Origin of the sequence: Pontibacter flavimaris, assembly GCF_001907195.1 — a bacterium.
In the GTDB taxonomy this organism is placed as follows: Bacteria; Bacteroidota; Bacteroidia; order Cytophagales; family Hymenobacteraceae; genus Pontibacter; species Pontibacter flavimaris.
Window position 1 is genome coordinate 74,563 of record NZ_LVWA01000010.1, and the last position, 24,215, is coordinate 98,777.

A 24,215-nucleotide genomic window follows, 5' to 3' on the forward strand; every position below is an offset into this window, starting at 1 on the left:
AATACGTCTAAAGCAACAGTGGGCGCGTTCACGGGTGCTGCGGCACCCACGGCACAACGCGGGAAATTCACGAAAGATAGCGGAAAAATATACCAATATTGCCTGAAATGCGCTAGTTTTGCAAACCAAAGAAGACATTTTTAACGATAACGTAAAAGACAACATGGCCGGAAACAAGACATTCACCATGATTAAGCCTGATGCAGTGGCAGAAAACCATATTGGCGGCATTACCCAGATGATCGAGGAAGGCGGCTTCCGCATTGTGGCGATGAAAAAGACAAGACTGACAGAGGAGCGCGCAGGCAAGTTTTACGAAGTGCACAAAGAGCGCCCGTTCTACGGCGACCTGGTAAAGTATATGTCTTCCGGCCCGATCGTGGCGATGATCCTGGAGAAAGACAACGCCGTGGAAGATTTCCGCAAGCTGATCGGCGCCACTAACCCGGCCCAGGCCGAAGAAGGCACTATCCGCAAGAAGTACGCGAAGTCTATCGAGGCAAACGCCGTGCACGGCTCCGACTCTGACGAGAACGCGCAGATAGAAGGCGACTTCTTCTTCGCTGCCGACGAGCGCTTCTAAGCACCAAAAGCATACTTATTGATTGAGAAGCCCGCCAGGTGTTATGCCTGGTGGGCTTTTTTGTTTGGAGTCGCCCCACCCCAGCCCTCCCCTTTTATCGAGGGCCCCTCCCCTAAAAACAGGGGAGGGAGTTCGGTTCAAGTTGCATCAGCTAAAGTATAAATTCTATAGCTACAGCCTTCGCGCGGACAGGTCGCGACCTGTCCCTACAAGTACAAGTATAAACCCACCCCAACCCCTCCCGAGAGGGGAATTATACTTACTACTCCACTGTCATCTCGAATGAAATGACAATAAGGCCGAAGCTATCGAATGATACCCAGTCCTTGGGTTGAGCGCCTTGTGAGATCCGGTGCCCTGAAAGGGCAGCGCCCTGGCGCAGGAGGGAACACAGCGCGATGCCCGAGGACGAGCCCTCCCGGGCTTGAGGGAGCCAAAGCTAGAAATGCAACGATAGGTATGTGAGAACTATAGGATCAGCGGTTGCTAGAAAAGATAGCTTAGTTCAAGTGGAAGGAAGCAGCGGCTATGCAAGTATAAAATATAGCCCAAGTATAAAAACAAACAGCCAACCCCAGAAAGGGGGCTGGCTGTTCTACCTTCAACACAAACAGGTATTTTTAGTCTCTTGGGATGGACAGGCGCTGGCCCGGACGAATCAGGTCTGGGTTGTCGCCGATCGTTTGCTTGTTGGCATTATAGATTTTCTTCCAGTCGTTGGCGTCGCCGTAGTGCTTCTTGGCGATCTTGGAGAGCGAGTCGCCGCTCTGCACAGTGTAAACGTCCTGGCTGGCATTGGCTGTCTTGCCGGTGCCGGTAGTGCCAAATGGACTGGTGCCCTGGCTTACCGGCTGCGTGCCCGGAGGCGTCTGCACATTCTTAGAGGAGATATTGCCTGATTTATTGGCGGGCTCCTCCTTGCCCTTCTTAAAAAAATCTAATAGTCCCATATCGATATATTTTTAAATCAAAGTTTTTACACAAAAGCGCTGCTGTTTGTTAAAAACAGGTAGCATACAGTAAGATACGCCGCTTATAGCAGTTAGTTGTGCCAGCCTTTGCAACGACAAAGCTTTACAGGCCGTAAGCATCAGTCAGAACAACAATAAGATAAAACTATGGATAAGTTAAAGAACAGCTGGCACGGCCTGTTGGCCCTGTTGCTGGCCATTACGATAACAAGCTGTGGCGGGAACAAAGAGGAAGTGGGCTCAGAAAGTATGATTTCGGGCACCAGCAGCAAGACCTGGGTAGCCGATAAGGAGAAGAACGCCGCCGGCGACAAGGAGAAACTAACGGATGCCGAGCAGGACCAGACCATGCAGTTTTATGCCGATGGACGTTTCGCGCTGGGAGCAGGCTCCGCCCTGCAAACCGGCACCTGGACCTTCGACCAGACGGGCAAGCGCCTGTCGCTGCAGTTTGAGGGTGCCGACATGACGGAGAACTTCGAGGTGATGAAACTAGACGACGACGAAATGGACCTGCGAACTCCGGATGGCACCGTGATGGAAATGGAGCTGCAGGACTAACTATTTAGCCTGATTTAAAGTATAGATAAAAGTTTCGATTTTAGCGGCAGCCTGCAATATGCGGGCTGCCGTTTTTTATTTGCGCAGCAGTGGGCGCATGGAGAGCAGACCTGCTAAAGGCCCGATAGCCAAGAGTATGAAGTACACAGGCCACCGCGAAAGTATGCGTATTACGCAAGGGGGCGGGTTACACGGTAGATTCATGCTACAGCCTGCATAGCGGGTGAAGTGCGTTAATTTGAGAGTCAGCAAGGCGGCGCGTTGACATGCCTTGAAATTTGCGTTCGCGTTAATGAAGCCGCCGTAGCTGCAGGATATCAACCCGTCCCTTACGTGAGCAGACCTTATATTCCGGCAGGAGCTCTCCCTCTCCGGAGAGGAAAGTTATACTTTAAAAAGTATGAAAAGAGGTCAAGAACCAGCACGAAGCCCTACTCTCTAACTCCCAAACTCCCCAACTCTCTAACTCTCAAAAATAGTCTTCGCGAATGTCTCGACGGCTTTGCGGGTCTCGTAGGGGCGCTCGAACATGCCCATGTGGCCGGTTTTCTCCAGGAAGTAGACGATGCTGTTGCCCGGCAGGTGGCATTGCTCCAGCGCCTTCTCCATCGGCACGGCCCCATCCTCCTTACCAAAGATAAACAGCACCGGGAAAGGAGCCTTGCGCAGCACATCGGAGCGGTCGGGGCGGTCGCGCATGGCGGCCAGGGCCCCGGTTACGCTTTCCTGCGGAGTGGCGCGGCCAATTTCCTTCATCATCTCAATTTCCTGCTGCAGTCGCTCGCGGTTACCCTTAAAGAAAAGCGGCTCTATAAACGGGTTGATGAAGCTGATGACCCCGTTGCGCTCCACAAATTCTATACTTTTATCGCGTTGCTCCTGCTTCTCGTCGGTGTCGGGGAGGGCGGAGGAGTGGAAAAGGCAGAGGCCCTGCAGCATGCCGCCATACTTTTCGGCAAAGGCCATACTTGCGTAGCCGCCCATGGAGTGGCCCACCAGAATGCACCGGCTTACGCCTAGTTCCTCCAGCTTATGCTTCACGTAGTTGGCCATACTTTCCATACTATAATTGCTGATGTTCTGCGTGTTCTCGCCAAAGCCCGGCAGGTCCAGGGCGATAATGCGGAACTTGTGCTGCAGCGGCTTGGTGAATTCGGCCCATACTTCCTTGCTCTCGCAGAAGCCGTGCAGGAAAACCAGCGTGTCGCCGGAGCCGTGGTCGGTGTAGGTGTTTGCCATTTTTGTCTGAATCAGGATTTACAGGATGTTAGGATTGGCAGGATTGCCTTCGAAAGTATAAAATTGATTTTGAAATTGCTCTTATTGCCCTTTATACCTGCTGTTGAATATCTTTTTATACTGTAGGCTACTTGCTCCAAAATTAATAAGAAGACCTACAGGCAAGTTGTAGGCAAAAACATAATTCTTAGCCTGTGCCAGGTGTACGTCTTCCAAATTTACCAATGCCTTAATTTCAACCATAATGTTATTCTCAACTATAAAATCAGCTCTGCGGTTACCTACTTCAATGCTATTGTAAAATATTGGCTGTTCCTTTTCACGCTCAAAGCCAATTCCTGCAAGTCCGAGTTCTATAGCCAAACATCGTTGATAAATGACTTCCTGAAAACCATTACCCATCGTATTGTGCACTTTCATAGCGCAGCCAATTACTTTATATGTGATGTCTTCCAACTGCATGAGGTGCTATACGGTATCAACTATAAGTATGTAAATTGTGAAATAGAAATCCTGTCCATCCTAACATCCTGTAAATCCTGATTCAGACAAAAAAAGCCCCGCAGCTTTTACACTGCGAGGCTCTGCTCTGGATTCTTGCTTTTATACTTTAGCTTATACTTTCACCGGCACGCCAGCCAGCTCGCGTACCGTGTTTTCAATATCGATTGGGGCGAAGCCGGCCTCGTGTTGCAGCTGCAGCTGGGAGCCGTGCTCAAAAATTCTGTCCGGGATGCCCAGGCGCTTCACCTGCGAAGTATAGCCGTTGTCGACCATGAACTCCAGCACCGCGCTTCCGAAGCCGCCCTGCAGGCAGCCGTCTTCCACGGTTACCACTTTCTCATACTTGGTGAAGATGTGGTGCAGCAGCTCGGCGTCCAGCGGTTTGGCGTAGCGCATGTCGTAGTGGCCTGGGTTAATGCCGTCTAAAGCCAGCTTCTGGCATACTTCCACGGCGTAGTTGCCGATATGTCCGAACGTAAGGATAGCCACTTCCTCGCCCTCCTGAATCGTGCGGCCTTTGCCTACCTGCTGCAGCTCCAGCGGGGTGCGCCAGTTGGGCATCACGCCCTCGCCGCGCGGGTAACGGATCGTGAACGGGCCCATGTCCTCCTGCGAGGCGGTAAACATCATGTTGCGCAGCTCCTGTTCGTTCATCGGGGCGGCCACCACCATGTTGGGGATGCAGCGCATGTAGGCAATGTCGTAGGCGCCGTGGTGGGTTGGGCCATCGGCACCGGCAAAACCGGCCCGGTCGAGGCAGAAAACCACGTTCAGGTTCTGCAGGCACACGTCGTGCACCACCTGGTCGTAGCCGCGCTGCATAAACGAGCTGTAGATGTTGCAGAACGGCACCAGCCCCTGCGTCGCCAGGCCGGCGGAAAAGGTAACGGCATGCTGCTCGGCAATGCCCACGTCAAAGGCGCGATCCGGCATGGCCGCCATCATGATGTTGAGTGAGCAACCCGACGGCATGGCCGGCGTCACACCCATGATCTTTGGGTTCTGCTCGGCCAGCTCCACAATCGTATGGCCAAACACGTCCTGGTACTTGGGTGGCTGCGGCGTGTCGTAGTGCTTTTTATAGATCTCGCCGGTGATTTTATCGAAGGTGCCGGGCGCGTGCCACTTGGTCTGCTCTTTCTCGGCCAAGGCAAAGCCCTTGCCCTTGGTGGTGAGCACGTGCAGGATCTTCGGACCCGGAATGTGCTTCAGGTCCTCCATCACCGATACCAGGTGGTTGATATCGTGGCCGTCGATCGGGCCGAAGTAGCGGAAGTTAAGCCCCTCGAACAGGTTGCTCTGCTTCAGGATGGCCGCCTTCACGCCGTTTTCGATCTTGGAGACGATGGTGCGGGCATCCGGTCCGAACTTGCTGATCTTGCCCAGTATCTTCCATACCTCGTCGCGCATTTTGTTGTAGGTGCGGGAGGTGGTGATGTCCGTTAAATATTCTTTGAGCGCGCCCACGTTCGGATCGATGCTCATGCAGTTGTCGTTGAGCACCACCAGCAGGTTGGCGTTGGCCACGCCGCCGTGGTTCAGGGCCTCGAAGGCCATGCCGCCCGTCATGGCGCCGTCGCCGATCACGGCTATGTGCTGGCGCTTGTCCTCGCCTTTATACTTGGAGGCCACGGCCATGCCCAGCGCCGCCGAAATAGAGGTGCTGGAGTGGCCCACGCCGAAGGTATCGTATTCGCTTTCTTTACGCTTGGGAAAACCGGAGATGCCGCCATACTTGCGGTTGGTGTGAAATACCTCGCGGCGGCCGGTCAGGATCTTGTGCCCGTACGCCTGGTGGCCCACATCCCACACCAGCTGGTCATAAGGCGTGTCAAACACATAATGCAGCGCCGCAGTGAGCTCCACCACACCCAGACTGGCGCCAAAATGGCCGCCATGAATCGACACGACATCAATGATATACTGCCTTAGCTCCTGGGTCACCTGCAAAAGCTGCTCCTGCTTCAGGTTGCGCAGGTCGGCAGGCGAGTTAATGGAGGCAAGCAGCTCTCCGGGTTTGATTATCATAGAATTGTCCTTATAGACCCTTAAAACAAAAAAATCGGGTTAAAGTTTAAAAAGCACGCGTGCCTTTTCTTCCAAACCGTAAAGTTAATAAATATAAAAACACATGCCGCCACTTAATTCTGCCCAGGCGGCCGGCGTGATATATGTCTAAAAATGTATACCTTCCTGCATCGGGCCGCTAGGGCATAGCGGGCATGCCCGGCTGAGGCATAAGCATTCTGCTATATACTTTATGAGGATAAAATAGTTGTGAACCATGCCCCGCCTGTTTAGGTTGATGCAGAGAGGCGGACGTTCGCAATCCGCTTAAAATGATTATTTTTGCCACCTGCGCAGCCACACGCGCCCCAAAATGAGTTGATAAGGTGAGTTTCGAGATAAGATTACCGTTGTTTGAGGGTCCGTTCGACCTGTTGCTGTTCTTTATCGAGCGCGATGAGCTCGACATACACGACATTCCGATCTTCCGGATCACCACGGAGTTTGTGGGCTACCTGAAGCAGCTGGAGCAGCTCAACATCGAGGTGGCCAGCGATTTTATACTTACCGCCGCCACCCTGATGCGCATTAAGGCCAAAATGCTGCTGCCGCGCGTGGAGAAGGACGAGGAGGGAAACGAGATTGACCCACGCGAGGAGCTGGTGCAGCACCTGCTGGAGTATAAGAAGTATAAAAGCGCCGTGCCCGACCTCTCGCAGATGGAGGACCAGCGCATGGCCCAGGAGAACCGTGGCAACATACACCAGGAGCTGCAGCAGATCGCCAACGCCAACCACTTCGAGTACGAGCTGCAGGACCTGAGCCTCTACAAGATCATGCGTGTGTTCGAGAAGGTGATGACGCGCTTTGAGGAGGAGCAGAACAGGCCAAAGCATACTGTTATCCAATACCCGTACACCATCGAGGGGCAGCGCGATGTTATTTTGGGCATGGTGCAGCAGCGCAACCGCGTGGCCTTCTCCAAACTGATCGAGGAGTTTCCCGACAAGATCGGCATGATCTTCAACTTCCTGGCCATCCTGGACATGCTGCAGCTCAACCTGGTCGGGCTGGAGGTGGGCGAGGGCTTCAACGATTTTTTCATCACCGAGGCCGTCGGGCAGGCCACCCAGGTTACGCAGCTGCTGGTGGAGTAGCGGCCGGGCCACTAACTACGCCTGGTTTTGGGCGTATTCCTAATTGTTCATAGCTTTACGCCCGCCCTGGCCCAGCGCCGTTTCGGGGCAATTACCACGTCAGATGGATCAGAACAAGAAAACCATACTTAAAAGCTTTAGCCCGGTAAAGGTGCTGATCCCGGTATTGCTGGGTTTGGCCGCCACCGCCTGGCTTTTTATCAAAGACGATAAGATTGGTGAGCTGAAAGGTATAGCCCAGGCCAACATCTGGTGGCTGCTGGCGGCGCTGGTGGTGCTGGTCATCCGCGACTTTGGCTACATCTACCGCATCCGCTCCCTGACCGATAAGTTCCTGACCTGGCGTAACAGCCTGGATGTGATCATGCTCTGGGAGTTTGCCTCGGCCGTTACGCCCTCCGTGGTGGGAGGCACCACCGTGGCCACCATCATCCTCAACAAGGAAGGCATCCCGCTGGGCAAGTCGCTGGCGTACGTCATGTTCACGGCCGTGCTGGACAACATGTTCTTTATCCTGGCCGCGCCGATTGCCCTGCTGGCCACACAGGGAGAGGTTTTCCCGACCTTTAACCTGGACCCTTCCGACGTGGACAAGCTGAAGATGGCCTTCTACATCAGCTACTCCCTGATAGCGGTTTATACTTTTATCATGATTTACGCGCTGTTCGTGCGCCCGCGCGCCTTTAAGTGGCTGCTGCTCAAGATCACCTCCATCGGGTTTCTGCGCAAGTGGCGCGTAAATGCCTTTCAGCACGGCAACGAGATCGTGTGGGCGTCGGAGCAGCTGCGGGGCAAGGATTTTAACTACTGGGCCCGCGCCATACTTTCCACCATATTTGTCTGGAGCGCCCGTTACTTTTTGCTCAACTGCCTCATCGCCGCCTTTGTGGATGTCTCTTTCAGCGAGCACCTGCTGATCTTCTCCCGCAACCTCATCTTCTGGATCGTGATGCTGATCGCCATTACGCCGGGTGGAGCGGGTATTGTGGAGATGGCCTTCCCGAGCTTCTTCGGCCTGTTTCTGGGGGGCTTTGCCAGCGTGGTGGTGGTGCTTTACCGCCTCATCACCTACTATCCATACCTGGTGCTGGGCTCCTTCTTCCTGCCCAAGTGGGTGGCCAAGGTGTTCGGGCGGCAAGCGCAGGAGCGGGAAGAACTGGCCGAGGAGTATAAGCGCTAGCGCAAAGTATAACTCGTTTGTGAGGTTAAGCCGAAAGCCGTACCTTCATCTGTCCAAAGTATAAAACACCCTTTGATGAAACGATGCATCTGGCCATTGCTTGCCCTGCTGCTTCTGGCAGGCTGCAATGGCAGCAACACCGCCCTGAACGAGAAACTGAAAGCCGCCGTGACCGGGGGGGAGGTTGGCCCGGAAGGCTACAAGACCATCCGCATGGCCGAGCTCACCGATTTTGACTGGGACACCATGTACTTCTTCCAGCCGAATGAAGATGAAAAATCCATCAGCGACGCGATCGGGTTTAAATGGGAGGGAGACGCGGTGCCGGACAACCACCGCCGCCTGCTGTTTGTGAAGGACGGGGAAGTGGTTTCTTATGTGGATTACTACTACAACGACTTCCCGCTGTTTGTGTATGGCTGCGAGGCCGACAAATGGGTTTACCCGAAAAGCCGCTCTGAGTTTGCCAGCTTTAAGTACTGCAGCGGCGAAGAACAGGTTTATGCTTTCATACCTGTGCCCTGCGTGGAGAACATCCGGCTGCTGATGGATAACAAGTGCCCGGAGGGAGAGGCCGCCGTGGCGGAGTAAGTATAAAGGTCGGCACAAGCCGGCTTTTTTTGTGTTGCTCCACGCGTCCTGATTGTTTGGGTAATGTAAGGCTGCAAAGCCACTGGATTGCGTAAAATAAAGAACAGCGCCCTGCCCGCGCGGCACCTCTGTGTGCCGCCGGGAAGTATGAGTTTATGAAGCGTATGCTGTCGAGGTCTATCAAACTAGCAGCCACATGAAAGCCATTGTAATAGGAGGAGGTATAGGAGGCTTGTGCGCGGCGCTTGCCCTGCAGAAGGCAGGCATAGAAGCAACCGTTTACGAAGCGGCGCCCAGGATCCTGGGACTTGGGGCAGGCGTGGGCCTTGCCGCCAACGCCATGCAGGGCCTTGCCCGCCTGGGCGTGGCCGAGGCGGTGATAGCGCGCGGCAAGCAGCTGGAGGCACTCGTTATCTTTGATGAGCACGGCAAAGTGATCAGCAACATGGATACCCGTCCCCTGAGCAACAAGTATGGCATCAACAACTTTGTGATTCACCGCGCCGACCTGCACGAGGTGCTCTGCAACCACCTGCAGCCAAACTCGCTGGTACTGGGCAAACGCTGCGAGGAGGTAACGCAACAGGGCGGGCAGGTACGGGTCATGTTTACGGATGGGAGCCAGGCCACGGCCGACCTGCTCATTGCCGCCGATGGCATCAGCTCGGTGGTGCGCCAGCAGCTGGTGCCGCAAAGCATACCGCGCTATGCCGGTTATACTTGCTGGCGCGCTGTCATCGATAATCCAGGAGTGGACATCAACACCATGATCTCGGCAGAGACCTGGGCACCCGAAGGCCGCGTGGGGATAGCGCCACTGCAGGACGATAAGATCTACTGGTACGCCTGCATCAACGCCCCGCAGCGCGACGAGAAAATGCGCCGCATGACGCCCGAGAGGCTGGCCCGCCATTTCGAGAAGGTGCACGCGCCGGTAGAGGCGGTGCTGGCCTCCACGGCCCCGGAACAACTCATCTGGAACGACATTGCCGATTTAAAGCCGCTGAAGCATTTTGTGTATGGCCGCGTTGTGCTGCTCGGCGATGCCGCCCATGCCACGACCCCTAACATGGGTCAGGGTGCCTGCCAGGCCATAGAAGACGCCGTGGTGCTGGCGCAGTGCCTGCAGCAGGAACCGGAGTTGGCCAAGGCCCTTAGAAAGTATGAAAAGCGCAGAATGCCCCGGACAGCCAAAGTGATCGAGCTGTCGAGGAGGCTGGGGGAGGTAGCGCACTGGCGCCACCCGCTGCTGGGCCGCTTCCGAAATACACTGTTCAGGGCCATGCCAAAGTTCATAACGCAGCGGCAGATGGAAGATCTCTATAAAGTGGATTTCTGAAGCAGAAATTAAAGGCGACTCCGAAAGTATAGCTGGTTTATGCGTTAGCCGCCGTCGGCCGTTCAGCACGATAGTTCTTTAGGAGTTGCTATCAGCTACTTAGCTAGGCAAACTGGCACTTACAGGTTAAGTGTAATATTGGCTCGTGGCTGGTTTTGTCAGTCGCCAGTAGATCAGCTCATCGTCCCGCACAGTTTCCTGCATGCCCAGTTTTTCCAGCAGCCGGATCGATGCCGCGTTTTCCAGCAGGCAGTTTGCCGTCACGGCTTTTACCTGCGGGTGCCGGAAAGCCCATCCTACCAGTGCCCGGGCCGTCTCCAGCCCATAGCCACGTTGCTGTTCCTGCTCGATGATGGAGTAGCCGATATCCACAGCCCCTTCCTTGTTCGCTGCTCCTTTAAAACCGGCATCACCGATAACCGTGGCATTGCGCTTCAGCACGATCATCCACGACTCAAAACCGGTTGGCTCCGGTAGTTGCTCCAGCCGTTTAATGATCCGGGGCAGGGTATCCATACTTTCCTGGTCGGGCCAGAAGCGGGTGGGCTGCAGGCCGATCTCGGCAAGTATACTTGTGTTGAAAGCCAAAAGTGCCCGCGCCACTTCCAGGGTGAAGGGGATAAGTACAAGCCTGTCGGTGTGGATGGGGTGGATGGGCATAAAGCACGTGCCTCAGGCTGTTTTAGCTTATACTCTGCTGAACGAGCGGCGCCTTACAAAGTACATTACCGGGCCAACGACAGGCAGCAGTAGTGTGCCGAGCAGCCAGGCCAAAGTATAAATAGCATTCGGTCTGCTGTTGCGCAGGATCATAACCCAGGCAATTACGAACAAAATCACGTGCAGCGTTATGAACATTTGCCAGATGATCAGGCCTGTTGGGGCGGAGACTAATTCCATATGCGTTTGTTTTGAGGTTGTGTTTTATACTTTATTTAGATAGTCGCTGTTTTGCGTTGCAAATCCAAAGGAGCAGGGGCGTAGTATTTATTACGATTACTCAACGGCTTCAAGTACTTTGTTAGATATGGCAATATAGTTACTTCCTACCTTTTCAACTCTTCCCATATTCATCAACCACTGAAGACGGAAGTTAACCTGTGCCAAAGTACTCCACTCTACTTGGAAAGTATCTTTTATAAATTCTAGAACATCATAATCTGATTTGTCTTCATTGCTGTTTAACAGAAATTCATATGTTTCCTCAAAAGCAAGTATGTTTTCTGATGTAATTCTAAAGAGGGTTTCGTTATCCTTATTTTTGATATACTCCTTTCCACTCTTAGTGAGATAGCAAACACCATTGTTGAAGTTTATTAACCCCATATTCTTAGGGACATTCACATATCCATCAGCTGTCTTCACAGAAGTGACATTATCATAATTGTTAATAAACCAATTAACCAAATCCTTTCTAGAGCTATTTGATGTTTCGACAAAGCTTAGGAAATTTTGCAATGTGTCGACAAAGGAATATGTCCCTCCAGGGAGAGGCCAAAGGGAGCGATTCTTAGTGTCACTTGTTTTTGTCTCTGAATCAGTAGAATCATTTTCAAATAATTCAGTGTCTATAGAATAGACCCTTACTAGTTCTTCCTTTACGCCTACCTTATAAGCAAATAATAAATCAATAAGCTTTGAGCCATTTACAAGAGCTACTGGCATTTTATTTATAGCTCGTGATTCACTATATGCATCTTTGGTGAATTCTGAGGTTGTTATTATCAATCCTCTCTGGTCTACCTCTGCACTTCCTCTTAACTGTGTAATATACTTTCCTGAAATGTTATTCCCCTTCTGATATTTTTTAACTTGAATTACCGTTTTTACATTAGTAAGGCCGCCAACAGTTAAGTTAGCAGTTATATCTACTCCTTTATCTCCACTGCGCTTAGTTACTTCAACATTTTCATAGCCAATCTTTCTTAATAGTTCCGCGGTGAGGTATTCGAACTGGAACGGGTCCATACTCTGGATTTTATCAATCAGCTTTTGCTTCACTAATTCGTTCTGCGCTTGAATGGCAAGTAGAGGTGAATTAGCTGATTCTTTCTGCTTTTTTAAAGCAAATTTCCCCTTGCCAACCTTCTTAAATTTTGAGTGTTTATTTTTGTTTATGTCTGTATAGAGCTGGGCTGCCATGGTTGCTTCAGGTGTAGCACCAGAAGTTTCAATGATTCCTCTCTCTAGTGCGATTTCAACAATCTGTTGAGAAGACAATGGTTCGTCAGCTTCATTAAGAATTTGAATAGCTGCTTCTTTGAAGGATACCTTTTTCATTTTAAATTGGCGTAAGTCTTGATAAGACCTTTAAGATGAACACTCTTAGATAATACTAAGTGAATATATTAAATTATTTTTAATAGTGCGTCTTCTACTTCCCCCGCTCTTCCAGACTTCCAAGCCCAAGCCCAATCTGCCGCAGATATCCAAATCCGCGTAACCCCGCGCAAATAAAAAATGGGGACCCGGAAGTCCCCATCAGTTTACCTCCGGACTGAGAAGTCCGGATGAGCAATTCATACTTATACTTTGTCGTGCTACCTGATACGTGCTACGTGTGTCGCAAAGAGCTATACCAGCTCGTGCTTCACCAAATACTCAGCAATCTGCACCGCATTGGTGGCAGCGCCTTTGCGCAGGTTATCGGCCACAATCCACAGGTTCACGGTGCGGGGCTGGGTTTCGTCTAAGCGTACGCGACCTACGAGCACTTCGTCTTTACCGTGGGCGTCCTTTGGCATCGGGTACTGCAGGTTCTTCACGTCGTCTACCACCTTCACGCCTTCAGTTTGGTTCAGGATGCGGTATACTTCGTCCAGTGTAAAATCCTTCTCAAACTCTACGTTCACCGACTCCGAGTGGCCGCCCATTACCGGAATGCGCACTGCCGTGGCCGTCACGCGGATTGATTCGTCGCTCATGATCTTTTTGGTTTCGAGGATCATTTTCATCTCCTCTTTGGTATAGCCGTTATCCGTGAACACGTCGATGTGCGGCAGCACGTTCAAATCAATCGGGTACGGGTATGCCTTCTCGCCTTCTTTGCCTTCGCGCTCGTTCATGAGCTGCTCCACCGCCTTCACACCCGTGCCTGTTACCGACTGGTAGGTGCTCACCACAATCCGCTTTGCTTTCAACTCCTCGTGCAGCTTGTTCAGTGCCACCACCATCTGGATGGTCGAGCAGTTCGGGTTGGCGATGATCTTATCTTCTTTGGTCAGTTCTTTGGCATTGATCTCCGGTACCACCAGCTTCTTGGTGGGGTCCATGCGCCAGGCTGACGAGTTGTCTACTACCACGGTGCCTACTTCGGCAAACTTGGGCGCCCACTCCGCAGAGGTGCTGCCGCCGGCAGAGAAAATAGCAATGTGCGGGGCAGCCGCAATCGCGTCCTGCATCCCGATAACCTTTATCTGTTTACCCTTAAACGCCATCTGTTTACCAACAGATCTCTCAGAAGCAACCAACATCAACTCTGTTACCGGGAAGTCGCGCTCCGCCAGTACTTTCAAAATCTCGCCGCCTACCAATCCGGTGGCGCCTACTACTGCTACTTTCATTGTTTAGGGTATATAATTAAATGGTTAATCTCTTAATTGTTGGCCAGTTAAGTTGTTGATTGTTTAGTGCACGGATTCACTCCATCGCTCATTCAAAACTCCTAAACTCCCCAACTCTTTAACTTCTCTAACCGGCTCCCGTAATAGTTCTGAAATTACAAAAGCGGCTGCGTTATCTTCTGACTCACAGTGTTTTCAAAACCTGCGAGCACTTTTATACTTTGGATGTGTCCTTTCGCTTACGCGAGCAGGCCGGGCTTTCGCCTCTACTCCTCGCTAACGCTGCGGGGTGCCGGCTCTATCCCTCACGCAATCGCAATTTCGGAAGTTTTCAGCACAATTCAGGCATGAAACAAACTTTACCACAATCGTTTGCGCAGAAAATTAACACTTTTACCGCAGCTTTAGCAGCCAAATACTTCCGCTGTGGGGCATCTTCCGGCAGGAAATTGTTTCGCCATACTTATCTGCAACGTACAGGGCGGGCACTTCCACAAGGGTTGATGGGCATTGTTATACTGCTGCTTCCGCAACTTGCCGCTGCCCAATTGGAGGAAACCTTCTCCGACGGCAACTTCACCCACAACCCCACCTGGAGCGGCGATGCGGACAGCTTCCTCATCAATCCGCAAAGCCAACTCCAGAGCAACGGGCCAGCGGTAACCGGAACTATCCTGCAGCTCACTACGCCCTCCCGAGCGGCTGTGGGCACTACCTGGGAGTTCTGGACCAACCTCAAACTGGCTACCTCCGCCTCCAACTACACCGATGTCTACCTGATCTCCGACAAGGAAAACCTGAAAGCCCCCGACGTAAACGGCTACTTCGTGCGCATCGGCAATACCCAAGACGAAGTGAGCCTCTACCGCAAAGACGCCGGCAAAACCGCCGTGAAGATCATCGACGGGCAGGACAAAACCGTGGCCACTAGCAACAACGTGGTGCGCGTTCGGGTTATGCGAAGTATAACCTATGAATGGGAGCTAAGTATAGATGCAAGCGGCGCCAGCCAGAGCTATGTGAGCCAGGGGAGGGTAACTGATGGCACGCACAAACGCTCCTCATACTTTGGAGTAGTGGTAAAGTATACTTCGGCCAACAGCAAGAAGTTCTATTTCGATGACTTTACCATAACCGACGCGCAACCGCCGGTGCTGGAGGAGCTGCAGACTGCATCAAACCAGGAACTCATCCTTCGCTTTAACGAGCCGCTGCAGCCGGAGCAGGCGCAAAACAGCAGCAACTATACGTTGAACGGAAGTATAAACCCTATCCTGGCGGAACTCAGCGGGGATGCTACGGTGCGGCTGGTGTTCGGGCAAAGTTTTGGTGTTGGAGCCAACACACTAGGTATAAATAACCTGCAGGATCTGTATGGTAATGGCCTCGACACGCCTATACTTTCCAGCTTCAGCTTCATACCTCCGGCGGTGCTGCCCGGCTACAACGAACTGCTCATAACCGAGATCATGGCGGATGAAAGTCCCACGGTTGGTTTGCCGGCGCAGGAGTACATCGAGCTGTATAACCCCACGGATAAGGTGCTGCAGCTGCAGGGCATCCGCTACGCCGACGCCACCTCCACAGCCATACTTCCGGATGCGCAGCTGCTGCCGCAGGAGTATGCGGTCATAGTGCCCAACACGCAGGCGGCTGCTTTTACACCATATGGCAAGGTGATTGGCATCAGCAACTTTCCAAGCCTGAACAACAGCGGCGAACTGCTGCAGCTGCGCCAGCCAAACGGCAAACTGATCTATGCGGTGCAGTATGCCGATGCCTGGTACAAAGACAACAGCAAGCGCGAAGGCGGCTGGAGTCTGGAGATGATCGACATAACCAACCCCTGCGCCGGCATCGAGAACTGGACAGCCTCCGGGAACCCACAGGGAGGCACACCGGCACAACCTAACTCCATGGCCGCCTCCATCCCCGACAACACACCGCCCATACTTTCTAGTGTCATCGCCGTAGCGGCAGACAAAGTTATACTTCGCTTCAACGAGCGGCTGGACAGCGCACAGGCGGCAAGTATAGCCCACTACAGTATCAGCCCAGGTGTAAGTATAAATCAGGTGCAGGTGCAGGGGCCGCTGTTTACCGAGGTTATACTTCTGCTTTCGGCACCGCTGCAGGAGCGGCAGGAGTACATGTTAACGGCACAAAGTATAACCGATTGCTCTGGCAACCGCAGCAGTCAGCCTCTAATCGCTACTTTTGCCCTGCCTTCCGCCCCCGCGCCCGGCGATGTGGTCATCAACGAAGTGCTGTTTAACCCGCGGCCCAACGGCGTGGATTTCGTGGAACTGGTAAACCGCAGCGACAAGTATATCGACCTGCAGGGCTGGCAACTGGCCAACATCAGCAACGACTCAATCAGCAGCCCCAAAAGTATAACCGCGGCCCATTATGTGCTGGCGCCCGGGCAATACGTGGTGCTCACCTCCAATCCCGAAAACATCAGGCAAAACTATCCTTTGGCGCGGCAGGAGACTTTCCTGCGCATGAGTACCCTGCCCAGCTACCCCGATGATGCCGGCGCTGTGGTGGTAGTGCAGCCGGATGGCGTGGAGGCAGAAAGGTTTAGCTATGATGAGAAGATGCACTTCGAGCTACTGGATGATGTGAACGGCGTATCGCTGGAGCGGGTGCGGCTGGAGGGGGCAAGTATAGCCGGCAACTTCCACTCGGCGGCGACCACGGTTTTTGCCACGCCGGGCTATAAGAATTCGCAGGCGCAGGAGGGGGTGGTGGCGCAGCGGGTGTTCGAGGTCGCGCCCAGGATTTTCTCTCCGGATGGCGATGGCTACGAAGATTTCACCACCATCAACTACCGCACCGACAAAACCGGCCTGGTGGCAAGTATAACGGTGTACGACGTGCAGGGGCGGGAGATACGCAGGCTGGCGCGCAACGAGCTGCTGGAGGCGAATGGCTTTTTCCGCTGGGACGGCCTGCGCGAGGATGGGGCCAAGGCCAGCATCGGCTATTACCTGTTCCACATCGAGTTGTTCGGGCTGAACGGCGAGAAAAGCGAGTTTAAGGAGAAGGTAGTGGTGGGAGGGAGGTTGTGAGGAGTATGGGGGTTTGCTGCAGGGTTGTAGCCCGTGTTTTTATACTTACTGCTATACTTGTCCTTCTTTCCTGGCGCAAGCTGAAAGTCCCGGAGCGTTTCGGGGCGTCCGCTTGTGCCTTTTTATACTTTGGCCATACTTTCCAGTTTATACTTGCTGCTATACTTTATACTTGTTATACTTGCATAGCCGCTGCTTCCTGTTATTTGACACAAGCTATCCTTTCTAGCTGCCGTTCATCCTCAAGCTCCTATATACCTACCGTTGTACCTCCGGCTTTGGTGCTCTCAAGCCCGAGAGGGCTCGTCCTTTGGTATCGCGCTGTGTACATTTCCTTTGCTTGACCTGCGGTCTCCGCAATTTCGCTGAAGCGAAACCGTAAATCTACAAGGCGCTCAACCCAAGGACTGGGTAGCAGTTCGATAGCTGCTGCTTTTCTACGGAGCAAGTATAGACTATCCCTTGGAGGGGACTATAGGGGTGTTTATACTTTAGCTATGCAACTCATACCTCAACAGAAGTAATTACAGAACTCCCCTCCTTGGCTAAGGAGGGGCAGGGGTGGTTGGAACCGGTACTGCAAAACTCCCTCCCCTGTTTTGGGGGTAGGGGCCCTCGATAAAAGGGGAGGGCCGGGGTGGGGTGATACAGGGGTAGTTGGATCCGGTACTACAGAAACTTCTTCTCCGGCTTTCAAGAGAGGGGGCTATACTTTGCTTCTTTTATAAAATTTCTCCTAAAAGCAAGAACATCAATTAATTATACTTTCTTTAGCAAGAGCAGCTAAATTATTTAGAAAACCAGCTAAAAATGTTAGCAACTTTGTGGATAAGCTGTATTATCCACAATCTGGAACACTCTTGAAGTATAAACTGGTACAAAATCGCACCGGCGTATACTTTAAAAACTCTTTATCCAAGGCACCAGCGACTCTAGCATCGGCTCGAAAGCGGAGCCGTGCCCTTCGCCTTCTATCGGGATGAACTCCAACTGCCTGGCGCCACCAGCCACAAAGCGATCGTAAGTCTTTTGGGAGTTGCTGAAGGGCACCACCTCGTCGGCAGTGCCGTGGTAGAGGCGCGTCGGGCTTTGCGGCACCCAATCGTAGAAGCTGTTGGCTTGCAGCGCCTGCTTCAGGGCCAGTTCTTTTTCGTCGTCCTGCAGGGCTGCAAAGAAAGTCGGGTTAAAGAGCGCCTTCGGGTCCCTTGTCAACTCCCGGTTAATGGCGCTGCCGCTCTTGCTGCCGTCGAACAGGCTGGGCATCTTAGAGGCGTACGGCTCCCGGAAAAAGTCTGATAGCGGGCGGTTCCATTGGTTGGTGTTGTTGTAGGCCTGCAGCACGTAGGCCAGGTATGCCGGGTAAGCGTAAGCTTCCCCTGACTTTACAAGGCCCAGCATCTCCACCATATCATACCCGCCAGCGCCGGCCGCCGAGGCGGTTACCTTCAAACCGTGCGCCGGGTTCGTCTCGATCTCCTTCTGCGCCGACAGCGTTACGTAGCCTCCCTCCGAGTAGCCCACCAGGAAAAGCTTGTCGCTTACGGGCACCTCCTCCTCCGCATAAAGCGTTTTGGCCGCCTTGATCATGTCCACCACCGCCAGGGCAGCGTGCTTCTGGTCGTAGTAAAGGTGCAGGATGTCCTTCGATTCGCCGAAGCCGATGTAGTCCGGGATCAGCAGGGCGTACCCGGCAGCGGCAAAAAGCTCAAAGCCGGAAAGGCCCTCGAAGTTAGACGGAGCGTCGCGGTGGGCGAAGTTGGTGCCGTGCTGCACACTGACAACAGGGACCGGCGCAGCAGTGTGCTGTGGCAGGCAAACCAGCCCCGAGGCCTTTATCTCGCGGCCCAGATAGGTGGTGTTATACACCAGCTTGTAAACCGAGATGCCATACTTTACCTCACCGCCATACGTGCCATACCCTTGCGAGGCAACAAGCTGCTGCAGCAGCTCCCTAGGCACACTCAGCAGCAGCTCCGACGACACGTACAGGTCTTCCCCGGCAGGCGCCTCCACCACAATGGGGGCAGCGGCAGCGGCTTCTTTCTCGCAGGAAGTATGGCTCAGCAGGGTGCTAAGCAGCAAGGTATAGATAAAGAATCTCTTGATCACGGGTGATGTCTTTTTGATGTGCAGGAAAGCAACATTGCCCAGGCTGTAGAAGTGCCATCAGGGCCAGTAAAAATCAACCGGAAATTTTTGGCCAGGCAGATTCAGGTGATGCGTCTGCGCCGTAACTTGCGCCGCTTTTTATACTTTATACTTCTGGTGGAAGAGATCATTTACCTGTGCCTGTTCGCCTTTATGGCAGGCTTTATAGATGCGGTAGTAGGGGGCGGCGGACTGATACAAGTGCCGGCCCTGCTCGTGTTTTTGCCGGGCGTGCCGCTGGCCACGGTGTTTGGCACCGGCAAGTTTGCGGGCATAGCGGGCACCACGGCGGCCATGGTAAAGTATGTGCGCAGCGTCAGGATCAATTACCTGGCTATACTTCCGGCGGCCGCGGCGGCTTTTGTGTGCTCGTTCCTGGGCGCGCGTGCCCTGAGCCTGCTTGATGCCAGTTTGCTGAAGCCGCTCATACTGGTGCTGCTGGTGCTGGTGGCGGTTTATACTTTTGTGAGGAAGGATTTCGGGGCACTGCACGCACCCAAGCTCACGGAGGCAAAAGAACGGCTGTACGGCCTGCTGATCGGGGCAGCGATTGGTTTCTACGATGGCTTCTTCGGCCCCGGTACCGGCAGCTTCCTCATCTTTATCTTCATCGGGCTGTTCGGCTTTAACTTTCTGGCGGCCTCGGCGGCGGCTAAGGTGGTGAACGTGGCCACCAATCTCTCGGCCTTGCTATACTTTGCCTGGAACGGGTACGTGCTCTACGAGGTGGCCGTGCCGATGGCGGTGTGCAGCATACTGGGCTCGCAACTGGGCACCCGCACCGCCCTGAAGCGCGGCGTCGGTTTCGTGCGCGTGCTGTTCCTGGTGGTGGTCAGCGGTATCATCCTCAAATTCGCCTACGATACCTATGGCACCGGCGGCAGCGATTTCGCCAGAATAGCCACCTCGGTGCAGGAGTGGCTGGGCCGGAAAGGCTAAGGGCAGTGCCAGGTATCAACTAAGCGCAAATAAGCGTACCTTTGCACACTGGCTCTACCGTACGTATAGGCAGGACCCAGGTATAACACCCATCAGCATGAAGTTTGAAGATTACCGCATCTCCGACGAGATAAAGAAAAGCCTGAGCAAGCTGGGCTTCAAAAAGCCAACCGACATTCAGTTCAAAGCCATTCCACCCATTATGAAGGGGGAGGACGTACTGGCCATTGCGCAAACCGGTACGGGTAAGACAGCTGCTTTCGCCATTCCGGTGCTCGACAGGCTGCAGTTTAGCAAGAACCGCAAGCGCGGCGACGGCATTAAGTGCATCGTGATGGTGCCGACCCGCGAGCTGGCGCTGCAGATAACGGAGGTGTTCAACGAGATTGGCCGCGGCACCCGCGTCAGCACGTTCTGCGTGTTCGGCGGCGTGGAGCAGGGGCCGCAGATCGCGAAGCTGGAGGATGGCATTGATGTGCTGGTGGCCACGCCCGGCCGCCTGTTCGACCTCGTGAGCCAGGGCCACATCCACCTGCACCGCGTGGAGGTGCTGGTGCTGGATGAGGCTGACCACATGCTGGACCTGGGCTTTATACACGATATCCGCCACCTGATCACCAAGCTGCCGCGCCAGCGCCAGACGCTGTTCTTCTCGGCCACCATCAACGAGAAGATCAAGGAACTGGCCTACTCGCTTGTGAACAAGCCCGTGCGCATCCAAATCTCCCCGAAAGACCCGGTTGCCAAGAATGTGGACCACTCAGTGATGTTCGTGGACATGGATGACAAGCGCTATTTCCTGGAGCGGGTGGTGAAGCAGAACCCAGATAAAAAAATTCTGGCCTTTGTGCGCACCAAAATACGCGCCGAGCGTGTGGTGGCGGCCATGGAGCGCGTGGGCATTGAGGCGATAAGTATACATGGGGGCAAGGAGCAGAAGGACCGCCTGGAGGTGATGCGCCAGTTCAAGAAAGGCGACGTGAAGCTGCTGATCGCCACCGACGTGAGCGCCCGCGGCATCGACATCCCGAGCGTGGAGTACGTGGTGAACTATGATTTGCCCGAGCAGCCCGAGAACTACGTGCACCGCGTGGGCCGCACAGGCCGGGGCACCGAAAAGGGCATTGCCGTGAGTTTCTGCGCCCCCGAGGAGAAGCCCATACTGGACGAGATCCAGACCTACCTGACCAAGGACATCAAGGTGCTGGAGGTGGAGAAGGAGGACTACGAGGCCACCATCGATTTCAGCGCCGACGCCAAGTATGACTGGAAAGCCCTGCTGAAGGAAGCCGAGCAAACAGAGGAAAAAGTGAAGGCAGCCAAGTCGAAGAAAGCGAAATCCAAAGCCAAGAAAAAGAAATAAACCCAACGGGCACAAGCTTGCCGAAGGCCTGCGCAGCGATGAGTCTGCGCAGGCCTTCGTTATTGTACAGATACTATATGCCCGTTTGTAGACAAGACGAACACGTTGGTCGGGTTTAGCTAACGGATGTTCGGAAAAAAGCGTGTCAGCGAGAAGTATGGCGGCCTTCCGGGCAGATTGTTAAGGTGATCGTTAGTAGAAAGAAATTGTATTAAAATGCACCTATCCTGCGTACTCGTAACTGTAACTTTCGTATAATAAATTGTAAGTAGTCTTTAGTAAATGGAGGAAACTTACCTGATGGAATTTTTAACCTAGTAAGAAAGGAGCGTATGAGATGAGAAGACACAGGAGGAATGCAGGGCTGGGAATCTCCGACACCTGGAATTATACTTTAAGCGAAGTAGGCGACAGCCTGGGCTTCACCAGGGATTACACCGACAGGGTGAGCCCGGACATGATAGACAACGAGCGCATAGCCCGCAAGCACCGCCTGGAGCGGGAGCACAGGCAGGACGAGGAGCAGCTATACCCCAGCTGCCTCCTGAGCAGCAAGCCAGAAATCCTGTAACGAGCAGCAAGGCTCAGCAGAAAATTAACGATCACCCAAAAAGCTTAGCAGCAGCGGCCACGCACCCTCATGCAGTGGAAGCCGCTGCTTTCCTGTTTTAGCTCGGCTGCAGCCATAGCTGCACAAAGCCATTCCGGTAGCTTTTGCTCTCCAATGTCTGCAGCTGCCGCTCCTGCGCGCCGGCGGCAAACAAAGGGATGCCGCTGCCAAGTATAATGGGGATGTAGGTAAGTATGAACTCGTCTATCAGGCCGGCATTCAGCAGCAGCGTGTTGACCTGTCCGCCGCCGATGAGCCAGATGCCCTTACCCGGCTGCTGCTTTAGCTCCCTTACAAACGCCGCCGGGTCCTGCTGCACAAACCGCACCTGCTCCGTATCGGGGTGGCTGGCGCGGCTGAAGACGTAGTTTGCTGTAGCAGGAAAGGGGGAAGGCTCCTTAAACCCGAGTACCACTTTGTAAGTATTATGCCCCATCAGGGTGGTATCTATACTTTGCACAAAAGAGCTGTAGCCGTAGTCCTCCCCCTCCATAGTATACTTCCCGTCGTGGAGCCAACTGGTATCGCCGTCGGGGCGGGCAATGTACCCGTCGAGGCTGACTGCCGTGTAAAGTATAACCTTGCGCATCGTATGAAGTGTTTTGCCTGCTGATGTATACTTCCTCAGGCATCATTCCTGAAAACCAGCCTGGTGAGCTTGTAGAAAAAATCACGGTGATCGGCCACCATACGGTAGCCCGCCTCAGCCACGGTGCCGGCCAGCGGCACGCGGTGGTAAAGCCAGTGCCAGGTGCTGTGGCCGCTTAACTGCAGCAGCGCCGCCACCGCCCCGGCCCCGTGCAGGCGCTGCCCATACCTGGTGATGAGGTACACTGACCTGCGGAACTGCGCGTGCGTGATGCCATGGAAGCCATCGGGCACCTCCTGGTACGGCACGTACGTTACCCTGGAACCGGTTTTGCGGCGCCACCTGCTCACCCAGAACTTACAGAAACTGCAGTCGCCGTCGTACACCAGCACCGGCTCCTGCAGTTTTGCGGTGGCGTTATTTACCATACCGGGTATGTTCGCCCTTGCAGCCGTCGTAGCCCACGGCGGCGTTTAGCGGGCACCAGCGCAGCATCCCGGTAAGTATAGGTATGATCCCGATCGCGGCCAGCGGCTTTGAGTTATAGTAAGCGCCTATGCCGATAAGTGCCAGCCCGGCCAGTACGCGCGCCTTCTGCTCAACAATCCCTACGTTGCATTCCATAGCTTTCAGAGTTTAATGTGTTGCTATTGGTTATACTTTGGGCAGGCGGTTTAGTTAGTGCTCCATGCGGCCCATTTCCATAAAATAATGGCTGTTGACGGAAAGTTGTGGAGGAGCGAGGTGTGGAAACTTTCCACATGTTGTGGAGATGGGGCACAGGTTGCCAGGGATATTCTACAATCTGCATATTTTATGGTTGTGCCCTACTTGCCTGTGGATCAGGGTTATGTAGCAAAAGCAGAGTTTGGCACGGTTCTGTCACTATGGGAATGAGATTACATTTAAAACCGACACAAAATAGAACATGAAAAAAGCGACATTCTTTGCAGCAGCAATAGCGATACTAGGATTTACCTCACTTGAAGCCAACGCCCAGACACAGGAGCAAACACAAACTCAGGGCCAGACGCAAGGTCAGACCCAGGGCCAGCAAACTGAGCAGGCGCAGGGCAACCGCGAACTCGTAACGCAGGACCAGTTGCCGGAGGCAGTACAGAACGCCCTGAAGAGCGATGTGTACAAAGACTGGACGGTAGGAGAGATCCATAAGATTACCCCGGAGGAGGGTGCTGCCAACGCCGCAGTGGTGTACGAGGTTAAATTAACCAACGCAGAAGGCCAGGAAGGTGTTGTGAGAATGAATGAGAAAGGCGGTGCCGCCGACTCTGAACAAGAATAACTGTGAACGTCATATAGTAAGCTTAAAAAAGCTCCATTCTGTGGGGCTTTTTTTTATGCCCATACTTTAAGAATAGTTACCTTACCCTTTTGATTATCACAATTTTATACTACTTTAAATCCCAATTTAAAAGTATGGAAGTATAAAACGGGTACATGAGTAAACTCCCTACTACCCTGAACTACTGGCAAAGGGCAAATGCACGGGTACCGCTGGAGGCGCTGCTTTGGGTAGTGGGCCTTCTGCTGTTGGCGTCTATGAACCCGGGTGGAGCGCACCTGTTCAGCTTTTGCCCGTTCAGCTGGGTGCTGGAGAGCGGTTGCCCGGGCTGCGGGCTGGGGCATGGCATTGCTTACCTGGCGCGGGGCGAGTGGCAGGCGTCCTGGGCGGCGCACCCGCTGGCGGCGCCGGCCGTGCTGCTGCTCTTGTGGCGCTGCGGCAGCCTTTTATACTTCCACCGTACGCACAGCATACCATCTGAAACACTAAAATAA

General features: G+C 53.6%; 24 protein-coding genes. 12 read left to right on the top strand and 12 right to left on the bottom strand.

The features are described 5' to 3' along the window. Nucleotides 1-163 precede the first annotated feature (163 nt). Complete coding sequence (locus tag A3841_RS15685; protein ID WP_073854225.1) at nucleotides 164-583, top strand: nucleoside-diphosphate kinase; 420 nt, start codon at nucleotides 164-166, stop codon at nucleotides 581-583. Between the two features lie 620 nt (nucleotides 584-1,203). On the opposite strand, the gene A3841_RS15690 is transcribed toward A3841_RS15685, so the two are convergent. Continuing rightward, nucleotides 1,204-1,533 (bottom strand): LysM peptidoglycan-binding domain-containing protein, encoded by a 330-nt coding sequence (locus tag A3841_RS15690; protein WP_073853607.1) that lies wholly within the window; start codon nucleotides 1,531-1,533, stop codon nucleotides 1,204-1,206. Between the two features lie 168 nt (nucleotides 1,534-1,701). Between A3841_RS15690 and A3841_RS15695 the strand changes: the two genes are divergently transcribed. Beyond that, nucleotides 1,702-2,115 carry a hypothetical protein gene (locus tag A3841_RS15695; RefSeq protein WP_073853609.1) on the top strand — a complete coding sequence of 138 codons (414 nt, stop codon included), beginning with the start codon at nucleotides 1,702-1,704 and terminating at the stop codon, nucleotides 2,113-2,115. Between the two features lie 462 nt (nucleotides 2,116-2,577). On the opposite strand, the gene A3841_RS15700 is transcribed toward A3841_RS15695, so the two are convergent. From A3841_RS15700 to dxs, 3 genes are all read right to left on the bottom strand, one after another. Further along, the gene (locus tag A3841_RS15700) at nucleotides 2,578-3,354 is read right to left on the bottom strand and encodes an alpha/beta fold hydrolase (RefSeq protein ID WP_073853611.1); all 777 of its coding nucleotides are present in this window, start codon (nucleotides 3,352-3,354) and stop codon (nucleotides 2,578-2,580) included. Nucleotides 3,355-3,435: 81 nt separating this feature from the next. Then, the gene (locus A3841_RS15705; RefSeq protein WP_394332895.1) at nucleotides 3,436-3,810 is read right to left on the bottom strand and encodes a GxxExxY protein; all 375 of its coding nucleotides are present in this window, start codon (nucleotides 3,808-3,810) and stop codon (nucleotides 3,436-3,438) included. Nucleotides 3,811-3,969: 159 nt separating this feature from the next. Beyond that, on the bottom strand, nucleotides 3,970-5,886 hold the full coding sequence (gene dxs, locus A3841_RS15710) for a 1-deoxy-D-xylulose-5-phosphate synthase (protein WP_073853615.1): 1,917 nt from the start codon (nucleotides 5,884-5,886) through the stop codon (nucleotides 3,970-3,972). A 365-nt stretch (nucleotides 5,887-6,251) separates the two neighbouring features. Between dxs and A3841_RS15715 the strand changes: the two genes are divergently transcribed. The 4 genes from A3841_RS15715 (at nucleotide 6,252) to A3841_RS15730 (ending at nucleotide 10,132) form a co-directional block, all read left to right on the top strand. Beyond that, nucleotides 6,252-7,022, top strand: a complete 771-nt coding sequence (locus A3841_RS15715) for a segregation and condensation protein A (RefSeq protein WP_170866217.1) — start codon at nucleotides 6,252-6,254, stop codon at nucleotides 7,020-7,022. 103 nt (nucleotides 7,023-7,125) lie between these two features. Continuing rightward, the gene (locus A3841_RS15720; RefSeq protein WP_073853621.1) at nucleotides 7,126-8,202 is read left to right on the top strand and encodes a lysylphosphatidylglycerol synthase transmembrane domain-containing protein; all 1,077 of its coding nucleotides are present in this window, start codon (nucleotides 7,126-7,128) and stop codon (nucleotides 8,200-8,202) included. A 75-nt stretch (nucleotides 8,203-8,277) separates the two neighbouring features. Beyond that, nucleotides 8,278-8,793: a hypothetical protein gene (locus A3841_RS15725; protein WP_139307986.1), complete on the top strand. Its 516-nt coding sequence runs from the start codon at nucleotides 8,278-8,280 to the stop codon at nucleotides 8,791-8,793. A 196-nt stretch (nucleotides 8,794-8,989) separates the two neighbouring features. Then, nucleotides 8,990-10,132 carry an FAD-dependent monooxygenase gene (locus A3841_RS15730; RefSeq protein WP_073853624.1) on the top strand — a complete coding sequence of 381 codons (1,143 nt, stop codon included), beginning with the start codon at nucleotides 8,990-8,992 and terminating at the stop codon, nucleotides 10,130-10,132. 126 nt (nucleotides 10,133-10,258) lie between these two features. On the opposite strand, the gene A3841_RS15735 is transcribed toward A3841_RS15730, so the two are convergent. The 4 genes from A3841_RS15735 to A3841_RS15750 form a co-directional block, all read right to left on the bottom strand. Then, nucleotides 10,259-10,792, bottom strand: a complete 534-nt coding sequence (locus tag A3841_RS15735; RefSeq protein WP_073853626.1) for a GNAT family N-acetyltransferase — start codon at nucleotides 10,790-10,792, stop codon at nucleotides 10,259-10,261. A 27-nt stretch (nucleotides 10,793-10,819) separates the two neighbouring features. Next, nucleotides 10,820-11,032 carry a PLDc N-terminal domain-containing protein gene (locus A3841_RS15740; RefSeq protein WP_073853628.1) on the bottom strand — a complete coding sequence of 71 codons (213 nt, stop codon included), beginning with the start codon at nucleotides 11,030-11,032 and terminating at the stop codon, nucleotides 10,820-10,822. 96 nt (nucleotides 11,033-11,128) lie between these two features. Then, nucleotides 11,129-12,412, bottom strand: coding sequence for a restriction endonuclease (locus A3841_RS15745; RefSeq protein ID WP_073853630.1), 1,284 nt, complete (start codon nucleotides 12,410-12,412; stop codon nucleotides 11,129-11,131). A 293-nt stretch (nucleotides 12,413-12,705) separates the two neighbouring features. Further along, nucleotides 12,706-13,695, bottom strand: a complete 990-nt coding sequence (locus A3841_RS15750) for an aspartate-semialdehyde dehydrogenase (RefSeq protein ID WP_073853632.1) — start codon at nucleotides 13,693-13,695, stop codon at nucleotides 12,706-12,708. A gap of 503 nt (nucleotides 13,696-14,198) precedes the next feature. Here A3841_RS15750 and A3841_RS15755 point away from each other — a divergent pair. Further along, nucleotides 14,199-16,769, top strand: coding sequence for a lamin tail domain-containing protein (locus A3841_RS15755; RefSeq protein ID WP_235861440.1), 2,571 nt, complete (start codon nucleotides 14,199-14,201; stop codon nucleotides 16,767-16,769). Between the two features lie 900 nt (nucleotides 16,770-17,669). On the opposite strand, the gene A3841_RS15760 is transcribed toward A3841_RS15755, so the two are convergent. Continuing rightward, nucleotides 17,670-18,878: an alpha/beta hydrolase family protein gene (locus tag A3841_RS15760; protein ID WP_235861441.1), complete on the bottom strand. Its 1,209-nt coding sequence runs from the start codon at nucleotides 18,876-18,878 to the stop codon at nucleotides 17,670-17,672. An 87-nt stretch (nucleotides 18,879-18,965) separates the two neighbouring features. Here A3841_RS15760 and A3841_RS15765 point away from each other — a divergent pair, with 87 nt between their 5' ends. From A3841_RS15765 to A3841_RS15775, 3 genes are all read left to right on the top strand, one after another. Next, nucleotides 18,966-19,856, top strand: coding sequence for a sulfite exporter TauE/SafE family protein (locus A3841_RS15765; RefSeq protein ID WP_235861443.1), 891 nt, complete (start codon nucleotides 18,966-18,968; stop codon nucleotides 19,854-19,856). Between the two features lie 97 nt (nucleotides 19,857-19,953). Then, on the top strand, nucleotides 19,954-21,219 hold the full coding sequence (locus A3841_RS15770; RefSeq protein WP_073853638.1) for a DEAD/DEAH box helicase: 1,266 nt from the start codon (nucleotides 19,954-19,956) through the stop codon (nucleotides 21,217-21,219). A gap of 337 nt (nucleotides 21,220-21,556) precedes the next feature. Continuing rightward, nucleotides 21,557-21,790, top strand: coding sequence for a hypothetical protein (locus A3841_RS15775; RefSeq protein WP_073853640.1), 234 nt, complete (start codon nucleotides 21,557-21,559; stop codon nucleotides 21,788-21,790). Between the two features lie 97 nt (nucleotides 21,791-21,887). On the opposite strand, the gene A3841_RS15780 is transcribed toward A3841_RS15775, so the two are convergent. Genes A3841_RS15780 through A3841_RS15790 form a run of 3 tightly spaced genes read right to left on the bottom strand, consistent with a single transcriptional unit; the run spans nucleotide 21,888 to nucleotide 23,042 of the window. Next, the gene (locus tag A3841_RS15780; RefSeq protein ID WP_073853642.1) at nucleotides 21,888-22,418 is read right to left on the bottom strand and encodes a dihydrofolate reductase family protein; all 531 of its coding nucleotides are present in this window, start codon (nucleotides 22,416-22,418) and stop codon (nucleotides 21,888-21,890) included. A 35-nt stretch (nucleotides 22,419-22,453) separates the two neighbouring features. After that, entirely contained in the window at nucleotides 22,454-22,846 is a 393-nt protein-coding gene (locus A3841_RS15785) for a thiol-disulfide oxidoreductase DCC family protein (protein ID WP_073853644.1), read from the bottom strand. After that, entirely contained in the window at nucleotides 22,836-23,042 is a 207-nt protein-coding gene (locus A3841_RS15790; protein WP_073853646.1) for a YgaP family membrane protein, read from the bottom strand. Before A3841_RS15790 ends, A3841_RS15785 begins: the two co-directional genes overlap by 11 nt. A gap of 304 nt (nucleotides 23,043-23,346) precedes the next feature. Between A3841_RS15790 and A3841_RS15800 the strand changes: the two genes are divergently transcribed. Further along, a complete protein-coding gene (locus A3841_RS15800; RefSeq protein ID WP_073853650.1) occupies nucleotides 23,347-23,721 on the top strand; it encodes a hypothetical protein in 375 nt (124 codons plus the stop codon). A 155-nt stretch (nucleotides 23,722-23,876) separates the two neighbouring features. Beyond that, nucleotides 23,877-24,215, top strand: coding sequence for a DUF2752 domain-containing protein (locus A3841_RS15805; RefSeq protein ID WP_073853652.1), 339 nt, complete (start codon nucleotides 23,877-23,879; stop codon nucleotides 24,213-24,215).